Consider the following 17,641-nt stretch of genomic DNA (forward strand, 5'->3'; position numbering starts at 1 on the left):
ATGCTGTGGTTGTAGCGAGGAATGGGGGAGGCGGCAAGGGTGGGCAACCTTTGATGAGTGCGAGTCGAAAATTCAGCATAGCGTTAAAGACAGAAAAATATTCCGTGCTCAAAAAGGTGGAAATGGGCCGACTTGGCGAACATCTACTTGAATTTCTGCTCCCGTATTGCCAGCCTACGGTTGCAATTTTGCGAGCTGCAGTTTTCGGGTAGGAAATACGATAAATTATGTTCAAAAGAATTGAGCTTCTCAATTTTAGAAAGCACGAACGATTTAGCGTATCGTGCCGGGAAAGAAATATTCTAGTCGGCCCGAACAACGCCGGGAAATCATCAATTCTAGACGCGCTTAGGCTTTTTGCCGATGTTCAACGTTTCGCAAGTCGTCGTGTTCCGCACTTTGAAAGCTATCCAGAAATTGGGGTTTGCGCGGCCTATGAGGCGAGCAACAGCATTTTTAGCGTAACTCTAGAGAACATATGTCGGAACAATTCAGAAGAGTATGCTAAAATTGTCATTCATAGTGAGAATGGTAGCAAGCTTCATATAAATATAAACCCAGAATTGACGCCGAGGATATACATAGAGTCGGATACAAAACTTGTGAAAAACAAAAGCTTCTTTTCCCGGTGCTTTCCGGAAAGGGTCGTTGTCGTTCCAACTTTGAGCCAGTTCGAGGAGAGTGAAAAGCCGAATGATCCTGAGTATGTCCGCTCAGTTGAATACACGCGGCTTGCCGCGAGAAATTTTCGCAATATTTGGCGCAACAAAAGTACGGCTGAGTTTGAAGAATTCCGGGAACTAGTCAGTGCGCACTGGCACGGCATTGAGGTTCATGCGCCCGAACTAAATGGTCGCTATCCACCTCAAATTCAGATGTTTTTTCAAGAGAACGGCCTGCATCGGGAAATTTACTGGTCTGGATTTGGTTTCCAGGCTTGGCTCCAAATGATGACTCATTTTCTGCGAGGGGAGGAGAGCGATATTCTTGTCCTCGACGAACCTGACGTTTACTTACACGCAGATTTGCAGCGCCGACTATTTCACGTCGCAAAAAAGAGATTCAAACAGATCTTTATCGCTACCCACTCTGCGGAACTTATGAACGAAGCAAATGCTGCGGATGTTATCTTGATCAAGCCCGGACTTGTGAGCGGTGCACGTATCACGTCGGACGCGGGGTATCGTAGCGCTCACGCTTTGCTAGGTTCATCAGAGAATGCAGACTTTGCTCGCTTGGCTCGCGCGAAGAGAATAGTTGCGTTTGAGGGAAATGACAGGACGCTTTTTAAGAAATTTGAACAAAAAGTATTAAAGGGAGGCGTTCTTTCTGATCCAGATACGCTATCTATAAAAATCGGCGGCTACGAACATTGGCACAGAGTAGATAATCTAACTTGGATGTTCGAAGAATTATTCGGGATGGAGGCAAAGATTGTTGCTTTGTTCGATCGAGACTATCGTTCGGATGCGGAGATCGACGATTTCCAACGAAAGCTGTCGGACTCTGGCGTCGTTTGTCGAGTACTTCAGCGCAAAGAACTGGAGAACTACCTGCTGGAAACTGAGCCACTATGCGCTGCAATCCAGAAAGCTGGCCTTCGACGGGAAGTACGTATCTCTGAACGTGAAGCGCAAGATTTGATTGCGTCCGTCGCTGAAGTCCATCGCGAGGATTGCTTAATAAATATTCAGTCTTTTGCGACCAAGTACTCTAGCTTAAAAAGAGATGGGAGAGATCCGTCGACAGTTCTAAAAACTGCAAAAATCGAGTTTGACAAGGATTGGTCCACCATCGGTTTCAAGAAGCGTATCGGTGGAAAACAGTTTCTTATAGATCTCAATGTCGCTCTAAGGGACAAATACGGGATCAACATTTCAAACGCGATGATTGCGGACGAGTTTGAAGTGCGCCACGTCGATGATGACATGTTAAGTATCCTGGGATTGGTAAATTCTGCTTTGTCGTGAGTAAGCGCTCTCAGCTTCATCGGCCTCATTTACTCACTTAGATCGATTTACCTCACCGCCCCGGCCGCCCCGTTTTCCCCTTCGTCCGGCCCTTCTGCCGCTTCTCGTCCGCCGGATCCTCATAGGACCCCACGCCCGGCTTCGCCCGGGTGAGGATCGGTTTTTCGGGGACGTGGCCGATGACCGGTTTTTCGGTGCGGCCGACGGTCATTTCGTCGAGGGTGTTCCGGCGGAACAGCGACTGGTCCGCGCCGGCGGGTGTGGCGACGTCGCGGCCCATGTCGTCGAGGTCGGGTTTCTGAAAATAGATGTCGGATGAGGAGGGCTTACCCCCCTTCTGTCCTGCCGGACATCTCCCCCACAGGGGGGAGATCGCGCTGGGCTCGCCCTTGCCGGCCCGATTGCCTTCGGACATTATTGCTGGCTGCCAAATGAAACCCCTGGGCTTTACGGTGAGCCGGTAGGTTGGGCCTCGGTATGAAGGCTATCGAGCGATTTGTTGAGCGGGTTTCAAGCGTAAGGTTCGAGGATTGCTTCAATCCCTATGCCGATACATGTGCTGTACATGACCAGAAATCAGCGCCCAACATACGGCGGAACAATCTTACCCAGATCCTCTTCGCGCTCGCTTCGGCGCCTTCAGTGGACGTTTGGGTCGGCAGGGACCTGGGTTACAAAGGTGGTCGCCGTACGGGGGTTGCCTTAACCGACGAATTTTGCCTCGATATTTACGCGTCCCATCTCAAGCTCAAAACACTCCGTCGCGCGACCAATGGGCCCGCCGTGAAGGAACAAACGGCATCGAGCGTTTTTCGTATATTGCATGGCGTCGATGTGCCGATTTTGACCTGGAATGTTTTTCCGTTGCATCCCTATTCTTGCGGGTTTCCGCTTAGCAACCGTCCGCATACGAGAGAAGAAGCCGAGGTTGGCTTTACATTCTTGCAGGAACTCTGCGTCTTGTATGAGGTGCGGCGGATAGTGGCCATCGGCAACGACGCCGCTCAATGGGTTCGCAAAGTATCTTGCGCGCATCTTCACGTTCGGCATCCAAGTTATGGCGGCCAAGCGGAGTTTTTGGAGCAGATGCGTTTACTCTACTCGATAGAGGGAAAATAGCGGCAGTTGCCGCGACTTTAGTTCTTCGTTACCGCCCGGGTCTTCCCGTCTTGCCCTTCGTCCGGCCCTTCTGCCGCTTCTCGTCCGCCGGATCCTCGTAGGACCCCACGCCCGGCTTGGCCCGGGTGAGGATCGGCTTCTCGGGGACGTGGCCGATCACCGGCTTTTCGGTGCGGCCGACGGTCATTTCGTCGAGGGTGTTCCGGCGGAACAGCGATTTGTCCGAGCCGGCGGGTGTCGCGACGTCGCGGCCCATGTCGTCGAGGTGGGGTTTCTGGAACAGCGACTTTTCGTCCGTGGTCTTGGATCCTCGGGTCGATCCTCGGGTTGAACCCGAGGACGAGGATGACGGAGAAGAAGGGGACGTCGACGCGGAGGCACCCTTGCGGCCCTCCTGCGACCTTGCCTCTTCCCGTGCCATAGGGTCGTCCATCGCCGCCAGTTCGGCGGCCTTGAGGCGTTTGATTTCGTCGCGCAGGCGGGCGGCCTTTTCGAAGTCGAGGTCGGCGGCGGCGTCGCGCATCTGTTTTTCCAGAGCGTTGAGGTGTGCCTGCAGGTTGTTGCCGACGAGGTGGCCGCCGTCGGCAAAACCCTTGCCGGCGACGCCGGAGATGTCGGCGCGGACGTGGTCCTTCTCGTAGACCGAGTCGAGAATGTCGGAGATCTTCGCCTTCACCGATTCCGGCGTGATGCCGTTGGCCTCGTTGAAGGCCATCTGCTTTTCGCGGCGGCGGCTGGTCTCGTCCATGGCGCGCTGCATCGAGCCGGTAATCTGGTCGGCATAGAGGATAACCTTGCCGTCGACGTTACGCGCGGCTCGGCCGATGGTCTGCACCAGCGAGGTCTCCGAACGCAGGAAGCCTTCCTTGTCGGCGTCGAGAATGGCGACGAAGCCGCATTCGGGAATGTCGAGGCCCTCGCGCAGAAGGTTGATGCCGACGAGCACGTCGAAAGCGCCGAGGCGCAGGTCGCGGATGATCTCGATGCGCTCCAGCGTGTCGATGTCGGAGTGCATGTAGCGCACGCGAATGCCCTGTTCGTGCAGGTATTCGGTGAGGTCTTCGGCCATGCGCTTGGTGAGCACGGTGACGAGCGTGCGGTAGCCGGCGGCCGCCGTCTCGCGGATTTCGCCGAGCACGTCGTCGACCTGGGTCTTGGCCGAGCGCACTTCGACCGGCGGGTCGATCAGGCCGGTCGGGCGGATGACCTGTTCGGCAAAGACGCCGCCGGACTGTTCCAGCTCCCAGGAGCCGGGGGTGGCCGAAACGGCGATGGTGTCCGGGCGCATCGCGTCCCATTCCTCGAAGCGCAAGGGGCGGTTGTCCATGCACGAGGGCAGGCGGAAGCCGTATTCGGCGAGCGTCGCCTTGCGGCGGAAGTCGCCGCGATACATGCCGCCGATCTGGCTCACGGAGACGTGGCTCTCGTCGATGAACAGCAGCGCGTTGTCGGGGATGTATTCGAACAGCGTCGGCGGCGGTTCGCCGGGATTGCGGCCGGTGAGGTAGCGCGAATAGTTCTCGATGCCGGCGCAGGAGCCGGTCGCCTCCAGCATCTCGATATCGTAGCGGGTGCGCTGCTCCAGCCGCTGCGCTTCGAGCAGACGGCCGCCCTTTTCCAGCTCGGCGAGGCGATGCACCAACTCTTCCTTGATCGCCTTGATGGCGCCGTTCAGCGTCGGGCGCGGGGTGACATAGTGCGAGTTGGCGTAGATCTTGACCGACTTCAGGTCGCCGGTCTTCTGGCCGGTCAGCGGGTCGAACTCGGTGATCGCATCGATCTCGTCGCCGAACATGGAGATGCGCCAGGCGGCATCTTCCAGGTGGGCCGGGAAAATCTCGATGGTATCCCCACGCACGCGAAAAGAGCCGCGCTGGAAATCCATGTCGCGGCGCTTGTACTGCTGCGCCACCAGGTCGGCGAGCAGCTGCCGCTGGTCGAGCCGGTCGCCGACGCTCATCTGGAAGGTCATGGCGGTATAGGTCTCGACCGAGCCGATACCGTAGATGCACGAGACAGACGCGACGATGATGCAGTCGTCGCGCTCCAGCAGCGAGCGGGTGGCCGAGTGGCGCATGCGGTCGATCTGTTCGTTGATCGAGGATTCCTTCTCGATGAAGGTATCCGAGCGCGGCACATAGGCTTCCGGCTGGTAATAGTCGTAGTAGGAAACGAAATACTCGACCGCGTTGTCCGGGAAGAAGTTCTTGAACTCGGAATAGAGCTGGGCGGCGAGCGTCTTGTTCGGCGCAAGGATGACGGCGGGGCGCTGCGTCGCCTCGATCACCTTGGCCATGGTGAAGGTCTTGCCGGAACCGGTGACGCCGAGCAGCACCTGGCTGCGCTCGCCGGAGTTCAGGCCCTCGACCAGATCGGCGATCGCCGTCGGCTGGTCGCCGGCGGGCTCGTAGTCGGAGGACATGCGGATTTCGACGCCGCCTTCGGATTTCGGCGGGCGGGCAGGCCGGTGCGGCGTCCAGAGCTTGCCGTCCTTGAACAGCGGATTGCCGCTTTCGATCAGCGCCGACAGCGCTTCGACGGTGGCGGTGACGCCCGACTTGGCCGTCAGCCTGTCGGCATCCTCCAGCGACACGTCGAGGCCGGCGACCGGGTTGAGGCCGGCGGCGGCACGGGTCTTCGGGTCGGTCGAGCCGCCCATCGAGGTACCGCGGGCGGACTTGCTGCCGACGATCTCGACCTTGCTCTTTTTCGCACCCTTCTTCGGCGCCGCGTCGTCATCCGCGCCCGCGGCCTTGCGCGCCGCCTTGGAGGCGGCGATCTCCACCGTCTTGCGGTGCTTGCCGGCCTTGGAAGCGATCTCGCGCTGGGTTTCGAAAGCGGAGGCTTCCGCATCCGCCTCGAGCTGCTTCACCCAGTCGGAGACATTGCCGCTGAGCGGCGTGCCTGAGAGCGGCGCCTGGGGCGCTTCTTCGAAACCGGACGGTGTGGATTTCTGCGGAGGATTTTTCGGCGCTTTGGTCATGGCGGGGAATATGGCGAGAGTCCGGTCGAAAGAAAAGGGGCGAGTGAGTACAAAAAGGCAACATTCCGCAGCGCTTCGGCGCAGCTTTGCACGCGAAACGGCAGGGGCGTGGCGTTGAATTTGCGGGTGACTGGGCGCCGAACGAGTGGCAGCGCCACCACTCGGGCCGACGGCCGGGTCACGCATGCCTCAACCGCGACGAGCCGGACTGGCTCGTTGATATAACTCTTACGGTTGCGATGTGCCGTTACGTTACCCAATTGGGCGACAAGACATAAATCCCTGCAGCGTGATAACAATAACACTTTGGAGGGTGCCATGTTCTACTTGCGTGGCGCCGCACTCATCTCGATTTGTGCTGCGTTTTACCAACCGCTTCCTGTCAGCGCTGCAGAGCCTGTCGGCCAGGCGGTGCAGATTCGCACGTCAGTCAGCGGCGCACGCGGTCCGATCGCGGTCAAGGACCCGGTCTATCGCGACGAACGGATTTCGACGTCGAAATCCGGTCTCGGCCAGTTCGTCTTCCAGGATGGCACCAAGCTGGCGGTTGGTTGGGGCTCGTCCGTGGTCATCGACAAGTTCGTCTACGACGACTCGAAGTCGGTGAAAAAGCTGACGATCATGGCCGCCAAGGGCACATTCCGCTGGATCAGCGGCAAATCCGGCCATTCCGCCTATGAAATCGTCACGCCGGCCGGCACGATCGGCGTTCGCGGCACCGCCTTCGATTTTTATGTCGGCCGCGACGGCACCACCGCTGTCGTGCTGCTCAGCGGAGCCGCAAGCTTCTGTGGCGCCGGCGGCTGCCGGCAATTGACGCAGCGTTGCGACTGCGTCGTCGCCAAGCCTGGCGGCGGCATCAGCGATCCGAGAAGAGTCAGTCGCAATACATTGAAATCACTAGGCAATGCACAAGCCCTTCCTTTCCTCTCCGGTGGGCAACGACTGTCCGGAGCGCTGGGCTGGGCGGGGGGTGGCTGCAGCCTTGCGGCGGTGTTCCAGGAGGATCTCGAACGCCAACCGCGAACTGTGCAACCCCCCGCCGTCGAGCAGGAAAAGCCTGCCGAGGAAAAACCGAAGCCCGAGGAGAAGCCGCACAAGCCGGAGGAGAAACCTCAGAAGCCTGTGCAGGAAGAAGGCTACCGCAATCGCCACTGGGAGATGAAACATCCGGATATCCGCGGCGAGGATGCCAACCACAAGGATGTGCTCGAACATGCCAACGGCCATCAGAACAAGGGGCATCAGAAGGGGCGCAGTCATCACAATGACTGACGAACCGGCAGGCCGCCTGACGCTCGGTACCATCCCCGCACGCCGCCGATTGCCTCCAATGGCCGCGACTGGGCAAGCGGCCATGACCACCTAACTCTTACGGTCGCGGCATGGCGTTACCCCGATTGGGCGACAAGACATAAATCCCTGTAACGTGATAACAATAACGCTTTGGAGGGTGCCATGTTCTGCTTGCGTGGTGCCGCGCTCATCGCGTTTTGTGCCGTGACGTTCAGTCCGACCATCGCCGCCGAACCTGTCGGCCAGGCGGTGCAGATTCGCACGTCAGTCAGCGGCGCACGCGGTCCGATCGCGGTCAAGGACCCGGTCTACAAGGACGAACGGATTTCGACATCGAAGTCCGGTCTTGGCCAGTTCGTCTTCCAGGATGGCACCAAGCTTGCGGTCGGGTGGGGCTCGTCCGTGGTCATCGACAAGTTCGTCTATGACGATGCGAAATCGGTGAAGAAACTGACGATCATGGCCGCCAAGGGCACGTTCCGCTGGATCAGCGGAAAGTCCGGGCACAACGCCTATCAAATCGTCACGCCGGCCGGCACGATCGGCGTTCGCGGCACCGCCTTCGATTTTTATGTCGGCCGCGACGGCACCACCGCCGTCGTGCTTTTGAGCGGCGCGGCGAGCTTCTGTGGCGCCGGCGGCTGCCGGCAATTGACGCAGCGTTGCGACTGCGTCGTCGCCAAGCCTGGCGGCGGCATCAGCGATCCGAGAAGAGTCAGTCGCAATACATTGAAATCACTAGGCAATGCGCAAGCCCTTCCTTTCCTCTCCGGTGGGCAACGACTGTCCGGAGCGCTGGGCTGGGCGGGGGGTGGCTGCAGCCTTGCGGCGGTGTTCCAGGAGGATCTCGAACGCCAACCGCGAACTGTGCAACCCCCCGCCGTCGAGCAGGAAGAGCCGCGTCAAATAATACCGTTGCTACCCTGGACGCAGCGTCAGGAACAGAGGCAGCGGCAGGAGCAGAACGGACAGAGTCAGCGGCAGCAACAGTCCCAGCGGCAGCAGCAGGCACAGGGACAGGGACAGGGACAGGGTAGCCAACGGCAGCAACAGTCCCAGCGGCAGCAGCAGACACAAGGGCAGGGACAGGGCAGCCAACGCCAGCAACAGCAGCAGCAACAGTCGCAACAACAGTCGCAACAGGGCGGTGGAACGCAGAGCCAGAGCCAAAGCCAGAGCCAGAGCCAGACCCAAAGCCAGAATTGAGCGCCGGCCGTTTGCGCCGCTGACGGCCTGTCGGTTGCAGACGCTTTCGTCGCAGCGTTCGCGATGCGTCGGCCACGATCTCTCGCCATGCAGAAGCGCACCGGCGCTAAATCAACGACAAGTCAAAGCTTTGGGAACATATCTGAGAGGTGAAGCACGCCGGCGCGCCATCGGTGGTAGCCTTGCCGTCGCTCACTCGGCCGGGCGCTTGGCGTCTTCGACCGGCGTTTCGGCAAAATGCTCCGATCGGCGCGACATGCGGGCATAGAAGCCGACCAGGCCCGGTGCCAGGGCGGCAGACTTCAGCTTCGCTGCGTTGATGATGCTGCGGCTCGAGGTCGCGCGCGTTCGCAGGGCCGAGACCAGCCTGTCATGCAGGAGCCGCAATTCCGCGAAGGCGGCCGAGGCGGCAAGGCTTTCGTCACCGGCGACCGCGAAAAGCCGGGTTCGCGTCGTCTTTCCCTTGAGGCCCAGGCTTCCCGCATCCAGCAGCGCGCAATCCGGCAATGCCTCGGCCGTCGCTTCCGACACGAGCACGTCGAAGTTGACGTCCTTGCAGGCCGCTTCGATGCGGGCCGCGATGTTGACGGTGTCGCCGACCGCCGAATAGTTGAAGCGGGTTTCGGCACCCATGTTGCCGACGCAGGCGAGCCCGGTATGGATGCCGATGCCGATGCGGACCTCATGGCCGGAGCCGAAACCGAATGCGTCTTCGGCATTCAGCCGGGCCAGGGTCTCGCGCATGCCGAGCGCGGCGCGAAGTGCCTTTTGCGGATGGTTGACCACATCGACCGGGGCGTTCCAGAAGGCCATGATGGAATCGCCGATGAACTTGTCGAGCGTGCCCTCATTGGCGAGTACATGGCGGCTCAGCGCGTCGAGCAGCGTGTTGAGGAAGGCAACGACCTCGGTCGGCGTCATGCGCTCGCTCATCTCGGTGAAGCTGCGCACGTCGACGAACATCACCGTCAGCTCGCGGTCGTCGCCGCCAAGGCTCAGCGCATTGCGCGTGTGCTCGATGCGATAGAGCAGCGATGGCGAGAGATAACGCCCAAAAGCCTGGCGGACCTCGCGTCGCTCGCGATCCGTCACCAGGAAGCGATAGGCGGTGGCGGAGAAATGGGTGATCGAGGCGGCAAGGATCGGCGCCAGCGGATCGACGAGCAGCCCGCCATAGTAGAAGGCGAGCCAGGAGGCTGCGAGCGCCAACACCGTGACCGCGAGGCCGCAGACCAGCGCCACCACGGGGCTGACGAAAGTGGTCAGCAGCACGAGCAGCGTTCCGGCCAGTGCGATCGAGAGGATTTCGAGCCCGTCGGCCCAGTCGGGACGCGAGAGATAGCGGCCGGAGAGGATCTGCTCGACGATCTGCGCGTGGATGGAGACGCCGGGCACGTTCTGTCCGAGCGCCGTGGTGCGCACGTCCTGCAGCCCGGCAGCCGACGTGCCGATGAAGACGATGCTGCCTTCGATTGCGGCGCGAACGTCCGGCGAGGAGGCTTCGTCCGTGAGAACCCGCCGGGCGGAAATGTAGCGCTCCGTCGTGTCCGGCGTGACGTAAAGCCAGAGCTCGCCGGTCGAGGTGAGCGGCACGACGAAGTCGCCGATCTTGACGGCGGTGAGCGTGTTGGCGACGTTGGGTGCTGCGGCGAGCACATAGGTCGAGGCGCCCTGCGCCACGCGCAGCGCCTCCAGAGCGAGGCTCGGATAGAACTGCTGCCCGTCGCTGAGGAACAGCGGTGCGGCCCGCACCACCGCGGAGGAGAAGCCGGGATTGAGGCTGATATGGCCGAGCCCGGCGGCGTTGGCTTCGAGCTGCGGCCGCAGCGGCGTTGCGGCGTGCAGGCGCGGCGGCGCCTCGGTCGCGGTTTCGCCGGTGAAGGCAAAGCCCGCCTTGACCGGCGGCAGGTAACTGCCCTCGTTGGTGAGGCCGAAACCGAGCACGACCGGCTTGTCGAGGATCGCCTGGGCAAAGATCTCGTCATTGTCGGGCAGGGTGGCGACGAAGGATGGATCGACGCCACCGACGTCGCGCACGACGGTGCGCGGAGAGAGGCGGTCGGGCTCGGCAAAGAGAACGTCGAAGGCGATCGCTGCCGCGCCCATCTCGGTCAGCCGGTTGGTCAAATTCGCCAGGCGGTCGCGCGGCCAGGGCCATTGGCCGAATTCGCGCAGCGACGCCTCGTCGATATCGATCACCTTGACCGGCATGGTCTCGAAGCTGCGCGGTGCGATGCGCTGGTATTCGTCGAAGGTGACGTCGCGGGCCTGCCTCAGAAGCTGCGGATCGTTGGCACGCAGGACCGTGAAGAACGCCACCACTGCGAGGCCGATGAGAACGCCGAACAGCTGGGCTCGTGTCATGGCGGCCTACGGGACGATGGGCAGGCCCGCCTTGACGAGCCCGTCTTTGAAATGCGCGTGGTCGGCAGGGTCGACATAGCCGGTGAAGAAGCGCCAGTAGCGCGGTAAATCGACAGGCGCGTTGGCGACGGCCTCGAGAACGATCCTGCGAGCTTCCTCGTTGCGGTCGAGCTGGCCAAGGCAGGCGAGCAGAACGACCAGGTTGAAATAGGTGCGGCGGAGCAGCAGCGCCCGCTCGGCGTGACGCAGCGCTTCCTCGTAATTGCCGAGGTGGTAATGGGCGAGCGCGATGCGGTTGAAGAAGAGGTAGGTCAGCGGATCGTGCGGGCTCAGCCGCAGCGCCTTGTGCAGCGGGTCCAATGCCTCGGCGAAACGGCCGATGTAGATACGCGCCCAGCCGAGCGCCATGTGAGCGAGCGCAAAATTGGGGTTGAGATCGATCGCCTGTTGCGCTTCCTGGACCGCGGCATGCGGCCGCCGGGCAGCGAAATTGGCGAGGCACATGACATAGTGGCAATAGGGATCGTGATCCTCGATCACGACGGCGCGTGCAGCCTCCGCCGCCAACTCCGCGCTGTCCCGGTCAATGTCGTCGCTGAAGCCGAAATAGCAGCGGGCAAACAGCGAGCGGGCCAGCATCATGTGCGCGCGGCCGAATTCGGGGTCGAGGGCGATCGCGCGGCGTTGCCACTCGATCGCGTCGTCGAAATGCGCGGCGGAGTCCTGCGCATTATGCAGCAGCGTGCCGCGCATGTGGCACTCATAGGCGTCGAGATTATCGCTGCCGCGTAACAGCGCCCGGCGGTTTTCGCCAATCAGGATCTCCGGCTCGATTGCCGCGACCACATGTTGGGTGATCTCATCCTGGATGGCGAAAATGTCGGCGAATTCGCGCTCGTAGCGCTGCGCCCAGAGATGGATGCCGGTTTCCGCCTCGATCAACTGTCCGGTGACGCGCACGCGCGAGCCTGCGCGGCGCACGCTGCCCTCGACGATGTAGCGCACGCCGAGATCGCGGCCGATCTGTTTGACGTCGACGGCGCGGCCCTTGTAGGTGAAAGAAGAGTTGCGGGCGATGACGAAGAACCAGCGGTAGAGCGACAACGCCGTGATGATGTCCTCGGTCAGACCGTCGGCGAAGAAGTCCTGTTCGGGGTCGCCGGACATGTTGACGAAGGGCAGAACGGCGATCGACGGCTTGTCGGGCAGGGCAAGCGGCATGCCGGGCAGATCCGGCCTCACCGGGTCCTCATGCCAGTCGACGCGGTGCACCGGCACCGGGCGCGGCATGTTCTTGAGCGCGCGATCGCCAAGCCGGTGCACGGGAAACTCCAGCTTGCCGACGATCTGGTCGTGCAACGCACCGGAGATGCAGATGTCGGCCGGCTTCGCCACCTGCTGCAGCCGCGCCGCCACATTCACGCCGTCGCCAAGCAGGTTGCCGCCGTCGACGACGACGTCGCCGAGATTGAGGCCGATGCGGAACTCCATGCGCCGCTCCGGCGCGAGGTCGGCGTTTCTCCGCTGCAGGGTCCGCTGGATGGCGACCGCTGCCCGAACCGCCTGCACTGCACTCTGGAATTCCGCGACAAGGCTATCGCCAGCGGCGCCGAAGATGCGGCCGCCATGCTCGGTCACAAGGCTTGAAATCGTTGCACAATAGGTGGCAAGCGTTGCGAGCGCACCTTCCTCGTCAATCGCGACAAGGCGACTGTAGCCAGCGACATCGGCAGCAAGGATCACGGCGAGCTTCCGTTCCAAGAGGGCAGCCCCTCCCGCGGCATCTGGTCAGAAGGAAAATAAGCGTAACTTAAATTAGAAAAGTCGAGAAGCATAAATTGCCCCGATTTGTGTCCATTGCTGGGCCGGAGGCGCAAATAGACGGTTCGCGTAGCCTCTACGACAGATTGTGTCCGGCGACGCTTCCGCGAGTGCCGCGATTGTGCAAGTTTCGCAAAGTCAGAAGCGCGCCGTCAGGCGTTCGCCATCCAAGGGCCGCCAATTGATCATCTCCTGCCTGCATACTGCCAACAGCAACGTCGCCCTCTTCGAGAATGCTGCGCGCGAACTCGGATTGTCCTCCGCGAACTTGCGCCACACGGTCCGCGCCGATCTGCTGCGCGCGGCGGAGGAAGCGGGCGGCCTGACCGAGGACATCACGCAGCAGACAGCGGCGGCTCTCTCGGCGCTGGCGGCAGAGGCCGACGTGGTGCTGCTCACCTGCTCGACGCTCGGCCCGAGCGTAGCGAAGACCGGGATGGGCAATGCTGTCCCGATCCTGCGCGTCGATGCGGCGCTGGCGGAGAAAGCGGCCGCGATCGGCGGCAAGCTGGTAGCGCTTTGCGCGGTGGAAACAACGGTCGCACCCACCAAAGCGCTTTTTGCCGACGCGGCGCGCCGTTCCGGCGCTGCCCTCGAGGTTCGTCTCGTCGAGGGTGCGTGGTCGCTGTTCAAGGCGGGAAGCCGTGACGGTTACCTTGCCGTAATCGCCCGGGCGGCAGAAGCGGCCTATGAGGATGGAGCCTCTATCGTTGCGCTGGCCCAGGCGTCCATGGCCGGCGCCGCCGATCATGTCGGCAACGGACCGCGGCCGCTGTCGAGTCCGGCGGCCGGGCTTGAGCAGGCCATGAATTGGATGCCGACTAGCGATATTCCGTTATCCGGCTAATGATTTTCGTGATTTCTGAAGGGCGGCAGCGAACTTCGCGCATCCCCTATGACGGTCTGCGCTGTAGGATGCGGTCACTATGTCCCTGATTCGACCCACACGTGAAGACGATACAGCTTTGCTGCCCGACATCGAGCGCTCCTCTGGCGCGCTTTTTCGCACCATCCCCGACCTGGCCTGGATTGCCGACGACGATGTCCAGTCCGCGGAAGCTCATGTCGACTTCCTGCGCACCGGCCTGTCCCTGGTGGCGGTCGACGAGCCGGATCGACCGCTCGGCTTCCTTTGTGCGGCGATCGCGGAGGGTGCGCTGCACATCTGGCAGCTTGCCGTGTTGCAGGAGAGCCAGGGCCGGGGGCTTGGGCGCGCCATGATGCTGGCTGCGATCGCGCATGCGCGCGCCCGTTCGCTTGCCGCGGTAACGCTGACGACGTTCCGCGATCTCAAATGGAACGAGCACTTCTACCGCACACTCGGCTTCGCTACGCTTTCCGGGAGCGAACTCGACGCGCGTCTCGCGCAGATCCTTGCAAACGAGGCCGCGCACGGCCTTCCGCCAGAGCGGCGCTGCGCAATGCGCCTGGCGCTTGCGTGACGACGCGCGTCGGCGATCCACCCGATGCGGCGATGCAGATCGCCGATCCGGTCGGGCTCTAGGCCGCCGGCGCTATGCCCGGTGCGACATGGTTCCCGCTCTAGCGCCGGACGCCGACGACCTGGCGGCGCGCGAACTGCGAGAGCCTGACCCCGCCCGACTGGTTGCCGCCGATCAACTGAGCCGTCGACTTCGACAGCGTGGACAGGATGCCGACGTGGTAGCCACGACCGGTGCGCACGACGACAATATCGCCGGCGCGCGCATAGGCGAGCTTCACTGGTGCACCGAACCGAAGCCACGAGCGGGCGAAGCCGAAGCTCTGCGGTGGACTGCGGCCGGACTTGCGGGCAACCATGCCCATGAAATGGCCGCACCAGGGGGTACGTGCAGGGTTGATGCCGAGCGCTGCGCGAAGGGTCTTGTTGTTCTTGACCTCGTGCAGGCCTTTGTATTGCTGCGCCTGGGCAAGCATGCCCGCGCTGGCGAGAGTTGGCGATAGGAGCGCGACATAGGCAGCCGCAAGAAACGCCAGGACCTTCATGGTCAGGTCTCCTTGACAAGTTGCTGGGTGCGAACGGTCGGGGCGGCCTGGCGATCGCCGGCATGGCACCCGGTTGCTCAACTGTTTCCAATGTTCCATTGGGAAATTTCAGCGGACATGCGCGTGCCCAGCGTCTGATACGCAGCATCGGCCTGTCGGCGAACCGCGCCCAAGGCGCGGAGCCAACTTCACGGCAACCGCCGTTTCGAAGTGTGGTATTCCCCTGCCTGTCCCGTCGGACAGTCGAGCGACATTGCTCATGCGCCAGTACAAAATTGTGGCAAAACCCGTAAAATATTGGGGCAGGACTTGCTAAATGACGGAAAAAATGCCGGTTCGTCGTCGATTCGACACCCTGACCGGTAGAAAATCCCGTATCGGCTCGCTCCGAGGCGTCACTTGAGCCGATGGAAGGCCGGCAGGACTTGCGCCCGGACGGGGCTGCGGGGCATCGTCGGAGCATGATTCGCGCCCCGAGGTTCTCGATGTCCTTCACTCTCTCTCCGGCCTATCTTTGGCCGATTCTTCTGCTCCTGTTTTCCAACGTCTTCATGACCTTCGCCTGGTACGGGCATCTGAAATACACGTCGTCACCGCTCTACATGGCGATCGTGGCAAGCTGGGGCATCGCCTTCTTCGAATATTGCCTGGCGGTGCCGGCCAATCGCATCGGCCACCAGGTCTATTCCGCAGCGCAGCTGAAGACGATGCAGGAGGTGATCACGCTTCTGGTCTTTGCCGCCTTCTCGGTTTTCTGGCTGAAGGAGTCGATCGGCTGGAACCATCTGGTCGGCTTCGCGCTGATCGCCGCGGGTGCGTCGTTCATCTTCAAGGGGTGACGACGGTCAACGCGCTGTTGTGGCGCCTCAACGCTGAAAACGAAAAGGCAGGGTGCGAGACCCTGCCTTTTTCGTGCGGAGTGATTTCGTGATGCGTCGCTAGACCATGGCCGCCACGGCTGCGACGGCCGGCGCGAGATGCGGCCAGACCTCGATGGCGCCGCGATAGATCATGTCGAGCGAGACATAGAGGATGATGGCGAGGCCGATATAGGCGATCCAGTGATAACGGTTGAGCAGCCGGGCGATGAAGCCGGCCGCCACGCCCATCATCGCAATCGAAAGCGCGAGGCCGATAACCAGGATCGTCGGATGTTCGCGGGCGGCGCCTGCGACGGCCAGCACATTGTCGAGCGACATCGAGATGTCGGCGATGACGATCTGGATGGCTGCCTGCATGAAGGTTTTCTGGGGCGCGTTGCTGGCAGCGCCGCTTTCGCCTGCCGCGTGCGCTGCCTGCTGCTCTCGGATTTCACGCCACATCTTCCAGCAGACCCACAGCAGCAAAATACCGCCGGCGAGCAAAAGGCCGATGATTTCCAGGAGCTGGACCGTGACGCTGGCGAGCGCGATGCGCAGCACGGTTGCAGCGATGATGCCGACGAGGATGACCTTCTTGCGCTGCTCCGTTGGCAGCCCGGCCGCGGCAAGGCCGATGACGACGGCGTTGTCGCCGGCAAGAACGAGATCGATGACGATGACTTGGAGAAGCGCTGCCAGACCGGTAGCGGTAAAGATTTCCATGATGCGACAGTCCCCCGACGTGCCATGATGCGAGATTCAAATATGTCTAACGGATAAAGCACCGCCTCGCCTCGGGATCAAGGGGCGAGGTGCACCCCCAGGCGGAAAACCTCCGCAGACGGTCCGATCGACGGTCTCAATCCAGGAGGTCGAAGGCCCGATACATCCAGAGAAGCTGATAGGCGACAGCGACGACGACGAAGGCCGCATGGAAGCGCCGATTCGCCGTCCAGGCGGCGGCGATACAAAAGAGGATATAGGCGGTGTTGCGGGCGGGGTATTCGAGACCGTAGGAGGCAAAATACTGCTTGCCCTTCAACGCGGTGTCGACGAGGTCGACGGCAAAGGCAAGCGCGAGGAAGCCGAAGAACCAGGCACGGCGCGACATGAAATAGTGTTCGTAGTCGCTATAGTCCTCGAGCGTCGTCGGGAACAACATCACGCAGAGGAAGAAGAAGACGCAGCAATAGAGGATGACGAACAGGTAGACGCTGACGTCGATCACGGCCAGCGAATGCAGGTGGAACTCCCACCACCAGAAATGCACGAGGAAGACGAACATGAACAGGACCCAGCCGAGGTGGATCCAGTAGACGCGCGTCTTACCGGGGTGCTGCACGAAGAGCGCCAGTCCGCTGAGCAGTCTCGCCAGGCTCAGGCTGACGACCATGCCCATGACGGTGCGGATATGCGGGAAGATTTCCGGGTTGGTCGGAACCTGATCCACGGCCGCCGCTCCTAATCCTCCGCCGGCACCGGCTTGGGTTTGCCGTTTTCGTCGAGCGCGACCATGACGAAGATCGCGTCCGTCACTTTTTCCATGCGATGCGAAGAGAGATAGCGTTGGGCCCAGGCCTCGACCTTGAGCGTCATCGAGGTGCGGCCGACCTTGACGACATCGGTATAGATGCAGAGCGTGTCGCCGATCTTGACCGGAAGTGCGAAGGCCATCTCCTTGACGGCAGCGGTGACCACACGGCCGCGAGCGCGCTCTGCGGCGCGAATGCCGCAGGAAAGGTCCATCTGCGCCATCACCCAGCCGCCGAAGATATCGCCGGCCGCATTGGCGTCGCCGGGCATGGCGAGCGTGCGCAAGGTCAGTTCGCCGGTCGGTTTGGTCTGTTCGGTCATGCGGCCTGTCTCCCTGTTGGATGAAAGATGTAACCCGACCGCGCTTGCCGAGGGAAGGCCCGCCGCCGCACAAATGCGGGCAGCATCCCGCCGTGCCGCCGCCTTAGACTTTCGAAGGGTTGCTTGAGAAATGTGAAATTTAGGGATCGGTTGTTAGGGGCTTTGCAAAGACCTTTCCCTAT

14 protein-coding genes and 1 pseudogene are annotated in these 17,641 nt (G+C 61.5%); 7 read left to right on the top strand and 8 right to left on the bottom strand.

The annotated features are described in order from the left end of the window. The first annotated feature begins 227 nt into the window (after positions 1-227). Positions 228-1,970: an ATP-dependent nuclease gene (locus V7S54_RS05855; RefSeq protein ID WP_083203847.1), complete on the top strand. Its 1,743-nt coding sequence runs from the start codon at positions 228-230 to the stop codon at positions 1,968-1,970. Positions 1,971-2,022: 52 nt separating this feature from the next. On the opposite strand, the pseudogene V7S54_RS05860 reads toward V7S54_RS05855, so the two are convergent. After that, positions 2,023-2,370, bottom strand: a pseudogene (locus tag V7S54_RS05860) (excinuclease ABC subunit UvrB); the annotation flags it as partial. Between the two features lie 77 nt (positions 2,371-2,447). Between V7S54_RS05860 and V7S54_RS05865 the strand changes: the two are divergent. Continuing rightward, complete coding sequence (locus V7S54_RS05865) at positions 2,448-3,089, top strand: uracil-DNA glycosylase (protein WP_336408410.1); 642 nt, start codon at positions 2,448-2,450, stop codon at positions 3,087-3,089. Positions 3,090-3,117: 28 nt separating this feature from the next. On the opposite strand, the gene uvrB is transcribed toward V7S54_RS05865, so the two are convergent. Continuing rightward, positions 3,118-6,072 (bottom strand): excinuclease ABC subunit UvrB, encoded by a 2,955-nt coding sequence (gene uvrB, locus V7S54_RS05870; protein WP_336408409.1) that lies wholly within the window; start codon positions 6,070-6,072, stop codon positions 3,118-3,120. A 318-nt stretch (positions 6,073-6,390) separates the two neighbouring features. Here uvrB and V7S54_RS05875 point away from each other — a divergent pair, with 318 nt between their 5' ends. Continuing rightward, entirely contained in the window at positions 6,391-7,347 is a 957-nt protein-coding gene (locus V7S54_RS05875) for a FecR family protein (protein WP_336408407.1), read from the top strand. Between the two features lie 183 nt (positions 7,348-7,530). Then, positions 7,531-8,574, top strand: a complete 1,044-nt coding sequence (locus tag V7S54_RS05880) for a FecR family protein (RefSeq protein ID WP_336408434.1) — start codon at positions 7,531-7,533, stop codon at positions 8,572-8,574. A gap of 192 nt (positions 8,575-8,766) precedes the next feature. On the opposite strand, the gene V7S54_RS05885 is transcribed toward V7S54_RS05880, so the two are convergent. After that, positions 8,767-10,938: a CHASE2 domain-containing protein gene (locus tag V7S54_RS05885; protein ID WP_065373481.1), complete on the bottom strand. Its 2,172-nt coding sequence runs from the start codon at positions 10,936-10,938 to the stop codon at positions 8,767-8,769. A gap of 6 nt (positions 10,939-10,944) precedes the next feature. Then, positions 10,945-12,699, bottom strand: coding sequence for an adenylate/guanylate cyclase domain-containing protein (locus V7S54_RS05890; protein WP_065373482.1), 1,755 nt, complete (start codon positions 12,697-12,699; stop codon positions 10,945-10,947). Positions 12,700-12,940: 241 nt separating this feature from the next. Between V7S54_RS05890 and V7S54_RS05895 the strand changes: the two genes are divergently transcribed. Both V7S54_RS05895 and V7S54_RS05900 read left to right on the top strand, forming a co-directional pair. Further along, the gene (locus V7S54_RS05895) at positions 12,941-13,606 is read left to right on the top strand and encodes an Asp/Glu racemase (protein WP_065373742.1); all 666 of its coding nucleotides are present in this window, start codon (positions 12,941-12,943) and stop codon (positions 13,604-13,606) included. Between the two features lie 79 nt (positions 13,607-13,685). Next, positions 13,686-14,201: a GNAT family N-acetyltransferase gene (locus tag V7S54_RS05900; protein ID WP_065373483.1), complete on the top strand. Its 516-nt coding sequence runs from the start codon at positions 13,686-13,688 to the stop codon at positions 14,199-14,201. Positions 14,202-14,301: 100 nt separating this feature from the next. Here the strand turns inward: V7S54_RS05900 and V7S54_RS05905 are convergent, their stop codons facing one another. After that, positions 14,302-14,745, bottom strand: a complete 444-nt coding sequence (locus V7S54_RS05905; RefSeq protein ID WP_065373484.1) for a TIGR02594 family protein — start codon at positions 14,743-14,745, stop codon at positions 14,302-14,304. 485 nt (positions 14,746-15,230) lie between these two features. Between V7S54_RS05905 and V7S54_RS05910 the strand changes: the two genes are divergently transcribed. After that, a complete protein-coding gene (locus V7S54_RS05910) occupies positions 15,231-15,584 on the top strand; it encodes a DMT family protein (protein ID WP_065373485.1) in 354 nt (117 codons plus the stop codon). A gap of 99 nt (positions 15,585-15,683) precedes the next feature. Here V7S54_RS05910 and V7S54_RS05915 read toward each other — a convergent pair whose 3' ends face one another. The 3 genes from V7S54_RS05915 to V7S54_RS05925 form a co-directional block, all read right to left on the bottom strand. After that, positions 15,684-16,328, bottom strand: a complete 645-nt coding sequence (locus V7S54_RS05915; protein WP_065373486.1) for a TerC family protein — start codon at positions 16,326-16,328, stop codon at positions 15,684-15,686. Between the two features lie 136 nt (positions 16,329-16,464). Next, positions 16,465-16,998 (bottom strand): hypothetical protein, encoded by a 534-nt coding sequence (locus V7S54_RS05920; RefSeq protein ID WP_419178157.1) that lies wholly within the window; start codon positions 16,996-16,998, stop codon positions 16,465-16,467. A 68-nt stretch (positions 16,999-17,066) separates the two neighbouring features. After that, positions 17,067-17,459, bottom strand: coding sequence for an acyl-CoA thioesterase (locus V7S54_RS05925; RefSeq protein ID WP_065373488.1), 393 nt, complete (start codon positions 17,457-17,459; stop codon positions 17,067-17,069). Between the last annotated feature and the right edge of the window lie 182 nt (positions 17,460-17,641).

The sequence above is a fragment of the Ensifer sp. CCNWLY38 genome (assembly GCF_037120565.1).
Taxonomy (GTDB): Bacteria; Pseudomonadota; Alphaproteobacteria; order Rhizobiales; family Rhizobiaceae; genus Ensifer; species Ensifer adhaerens_H.

Excerpts from the sequence above, each read along its gene's own strand:
- uvrB (WP_336408409.1), bottom strand. The coding sequence starts at position 6,072 with ATGACCAAAGCGCCGAAAAATCCTCCGCAGAAATCCACACCGTCCGGT.
- V7S54_RS05885 (WP_065373481.1), bottom strand. The coding sequence starts at position 10,938 with ATGACACGAGCCCAGCTGTTCGGCGTTCTCATCGGCCTCGCAGTGGTG.
- V7S54_RS05920 (WP_419178157.1), bottom strand. The coding sequence starts at position 16,998 with ATGGTCGTCAGCCTGAGCCTGGCGAGACTGCTCAGCGGACTGGCGCTC.
- V7S54_RS05915 (WP_065373486.1), bottom strand. The coding sequence starts at position 16,328 with ATGGAAATCTTTACCGCTACCGGTCTGGCAGCGCTTCTCCAAGTCATC.
- V7S54_RS05855 (WP_083203847.1), top strand. The coding sequence starts at position 228 with ATGTTCAAAAGAATTGAGCTTCTCAATTTTAGAAAGCACGAACGATTT.
- V7S54_RS05925 (WP_065373488.1), bottom strand. The coding sequence starts at position 17,459 with ATGACCGAACAGACCAAACCGACCGGCGAACTGACCTTGCGCACGCTC.
- V7S54_RS05865 (WP_336408410.1), top strand. The coding sequence starts at position 2,448 with ATGAAGGCTATCGAGCGATTTGTTGAGCGGGTTTCAAGCGTAAGGTTC.
- V7S54_RS05900 (WP_065373483.1), top strand. The coding sequence starts at position 13,686 with ATGTCCCTGATTCGACCCACACGTGAAGACGATACAGCTTTGCTGCCC.
- V7S54_RS05875 (WP_336408407.1), top strand. The coding sequence starts at position 6,391 with ATGTTCTACTTGCGTGGCGCCGCACTCATCTCGATTTGTGCTGCGTTT.
- V7S54_RS05910 (WP_065373485.1), top strand. The coding sequence starts at position 15,231 with ATGTCCTTCACTCTCTCTCCGGCCTATCTTTGGCCGATTCTTCTGCTC.
- V7S54_RS05905 (WP_065373484.1), bottom strand. The coding sequence starts at position 14,745 with ATGAAGGTCCTGGCGTTTCTTGCGGCTGCCTATGTCGCGCTCCTATCG.
- V7S54_RS05880 (WP_336408434.1), top strand. The coding sequence starts at position 7,531 with ATGTTCTGCTTGCGTGGTGCCGCGCTCATCGCGTTTTGTGCCGTGACG.